The following is a 3,008-nucleotide window of genomic DNA, read 5'->3' as shown; positions in this document are numbered from 1 at the left end:
GGTACAGATGAAACATACGGAAATATAAATTCGAATGTACATGTAACTTCTGAAATAAGAGGGGAGAATGTGCCTCATTTATTAAAAGAAAGTCCACCTGTCGTAGAAAGAATCGGACTAGATTTACATGTAAATGATTTACATAGTGATGAAGATTATTTATGGCTACGTGCACTCATATGGCCAGAACATAAAGAAAGGCTTGAACTGTTTGACCAAGCTGCATCTTTAGTAAAAAATAAATCTGTTCAATTAATAGAAGGAGACGGTGTAGAGCTATTATCATCTATCATTGAACGAATAAGTGAAGAGGCGGTTATCTGTATTTTCCATACACACGTCGCAAATCAAATACCTGAACAAATAAAACGTAAGCTGGAAAAACAAATCCAAGAAATAGGTGCAAAACGTGATGTATTCCACTTATATAACAACATGTGGGACCGGGATCTTCATATTGATTATTATATTAACGGAAACGAATATCGTGAAACAGTCGGAGAAACAGAAGGGCATGGGAGATGGTTTAGTTGGAAGCTTGGGAAGGAGACGCTTATTTAGATTAATAGGAGCGCCCTCACTTGTAAAAGATGAGGGTATAGGTTCAAGCATTGACTAAATGACTAATGAATAAATTTATTAGTACTATACAAAAAACTCTTGGGAGAAATCCTAAGAGTTTTTTTGTATTACATTTAAACCCCATAATGAATCATGTACTTTTGTTCTGTTGTAGCTTGTACAATTTTTAAAGCTAACTCATTCAGCTCATCAGAACTTTTGAAGAACTTTGAAGATGTAACTGTTTCATAGAATATTGCTAATGATTCAGGTGGGATAATTGTAATACCGTAATAGACTAAACCGCATTCCTGATTTTTGACTGTATGGAAGTAGGTTTTCATAATTGATAAATTTTGATTTAAACTACTGATAATATCATCATCAACAGAAATACAATGATATTTCTCTGGTGTATAATCCTCGTAATTTTTTCGAGAAGTAAAATCATCAATTATTCCAAAATCATGGACACATGCTATCAATATCATCCTTTCAGCTTTAATAAAGTGAGTTCTATTAAAGTAAAATAGTCATTTTGTTTACGTGTAATAGTAATAGAAATAGTTATGTAGTTCATTAGTATAGTACTTCATAAAATATCTTCGGTTCTTCTTCGTGAAACTAGTTTATCCGACTTTAATGGGCAGTAAGACCCCCACCTCAAAATTCAGCGAAAGCAGAGAAGTTAGGTGGGGGATCGACTGCTCATAAAAGTCCGATTGGTTCAACTAATAATCAGTGGGGGATGAAGAAAACCCCCACTGATTAAAGTTTCACTTTATTTATCGATAAACTCATCGGGAGTCCAAGTGGCGATTTCATTCCCAGGTGCAGCAACTACAAGCCATTGCTCATATTGGACACCAGCTTGCCAACATTCATAATAATCATGAAAACCATTTACAAAAATAATTTGTCCACTCTCTAATGTAACAATTAAATAAGGGCTTTCTAAGCCGAGTTGTATATCGGTAACTTTTTGTCTTCTTATCTCAAATATTCTCTCATATTCTTCTTCCTCAGAATAATCTTCAAATTCATCTTCATTTAATGGATATCTTTTTGGAGGTTTATTAAATAAACACCATTTTGATTCGATATTGATATATAATTGTCCGTCATAATCAACGGGGGCGTGAAAATTTTTGAAATGAATCTTTATAGTGCCTGGAGAAATACCAAATTGTAATCCATCAATTTGTGATCCGATGAAGAGATTGTTTAACACTTTTTCAGCGTGAATTTTATCCTCTTTATTCATTCTTGAAATCCTCCTTTTTTAAAAATATATCTTATATTCTTATTGTAATAAATAAATTTTTATGTAAAATGAACTTTTTGCAAAAAACGAGCGAATATAGTGTGAAAGATTATGAGGGGGCTATAGTCACTACTCAATTTTTAGCAATCGTCAGTTTGTTTTTGGCGGGAATTGCGACAACTATATAGTGTGAAGAAGGGCATAAAACGTTTATAGAAAATAAGGAAATTTATAATATATAGAATTAGAAATAAGAATTTGATAGTATTGGAGTAAGGAGTTTTAATAGCAGTATATTAAGTGGTACTAATATATTGTTACAAATACTTCCATGAATTTATGGAAGCATTTGATAGAATTCAAAAAAATATAATGGAGGCTCATATGAAAAAAGTAATTGGCGCAGCAACAGCAACTGTTTTCGGATTGGGAGCATTTACTACAACTGCTACCGCAGAAACGATCGTAACAGCAGATGTACTCAACGTACGTGAAAAACCGACTACGGAATCAAAAGTAGTCGAAAAGGTAAAAAATGGGCAAGAATTAAAAGTCATCAATACTGAAGATGGCTGGTCAAAAATTGAGTTGAATGGTAAAGAAGTATTTGTAAGCTCGGAGTTTACAAAAGATATTTACCATGTAACAGCAAATTTATTAAATGTTCGTACGGAAGCAAACACAGAATCAAAAATTCTTGGCAGACTGAAAAAAGATGATGTAATTGAATCAACGAACCAAGTAAAAGATGGATGGCTACAATTTGAGTATAAAGGAAAAACAGCTTATGTAAATGTTTCTTTCTTATCTAGTACAGCACCAGTTGAAAAAAAAGCTGACGAGAAAACGAAGCAAGTAGCGAAAGTGCAAAAAATGGTTAAAGCTAAGGAAGAAGCTAAAACACAGAAGGTAACAAAGGCAAAAGAAACAATTAAACCTAAGGAAGAAGAGAAAGTACAAGAAGTAGCAAAACCTAAGGAAGAAGCAAAAGTACAAGAAGTAGCAAAACCTAAGGAAGAAGAGAAAGTACAAGAAGTAGCAAAACCTAAGGAAGAAGAGAAAGTACAAGAAGTAGTAAAGCCTAAGGAAGAAGCGAAAGTACAAGAAGTAGCAAAATCTAAGGAAGAAGCGAAAGTACAAGAGGTAGCAAAACCTAAGGAAGAAGCAAAAGTACAAGAAGTAG

General features: G+C 33.3%; 4 protein-coding genes and 1 pseudogene. 3 read left to right on the top strand and 2 right to left on the bottom strand.

Going from position 1 to position 3,008, the window contains the following annotated elements:
* Positions 1 to 561 (top strand): DUF2332 domain-containing protein (locus tag MR083_RS26345; RefSeq protein ID WP_242270079.1); only part of this gene is annotated, 561 nt, incomplete at its 5' end.
* Between the two features lie 134 nt (positions 562 to 695).
* Here MR083_RS26345 and MR083_RS26340 read toward each other — a convergent pair.
* Positions 696 to 1,052, bottom strand: coding sequence for a hypothetical protein (locus tag MR083_RS26340; RefSeq protein ID WP_011040445.1), 357 nt, complete (start codon positions 1,050 to 1,052; stop codon positions 696 to 698).
* Positions 1,053 to 1,342: 290 nt separating this feature from the next.
* Entirely contained in the window at positions 1,343 to 1,825 is a 483-nt protein-coding gene (locus tag MR083_RS26335; RefSeq protein ID WP_242270078.1) for a hypothetical protein, read from the bottom strand.
* A 116-nt stretch (positions 1,826 to 1,941) separates the two neighbouring features.
* Between MR083_RS26335 and MR083_RS26330 the strand changes: the two are divergent.
* Both MR083_RS26330 and MR083_RS26325 read left to right on the top strand, forming a co-directional pair.
* A pseudogene (locus MR083_RS26330) lies at positions 1,942 to 2,013 on the top strand (nitroreductase); the annotation flags it as partial.
* A 196-nt stretch (positions 2,014 to 2,209) separates the two neighbouring features.
* The coding region (locus MR083_RS26325; protein WP_242270077.1) for an SH3 domain-containing protein at positions 2,210 to 3,008 on the top strand (799 nt) is incomplete at its 3' end.

It is taken from the genome of Bacillus cereus group sp. BfR-BA-01408 (assembly GCF_022663305.1).
GTDB classification, from domain to species: domain Bacteria; phylum Bacillota; class Bacilli; order Bacillales; family Bacillaceae_G; genus Bacillus_A; species Bacillus_A pacificus.
Note: the sequence above shows the minus strand (reverse complement) of the source record. Positions and strands in the feature narration are given on the sequence as shown.

Coding starts and splice junctions, on each gene's coding strand:
- MR083_RS26340 (WP_011040445.1), bottom strand. CDS start 1,052: ATGATATTGATAGCATGTGTCCATGATTTTGGAATAATTGATGATTTT.
- MR083_RS26335 (WP_242270078.1), bottom strand. CDS start 1,825: ATGAATAAAGAGGATAAAATTCACGCTGAAAAAGTGTTAAACAATCTC.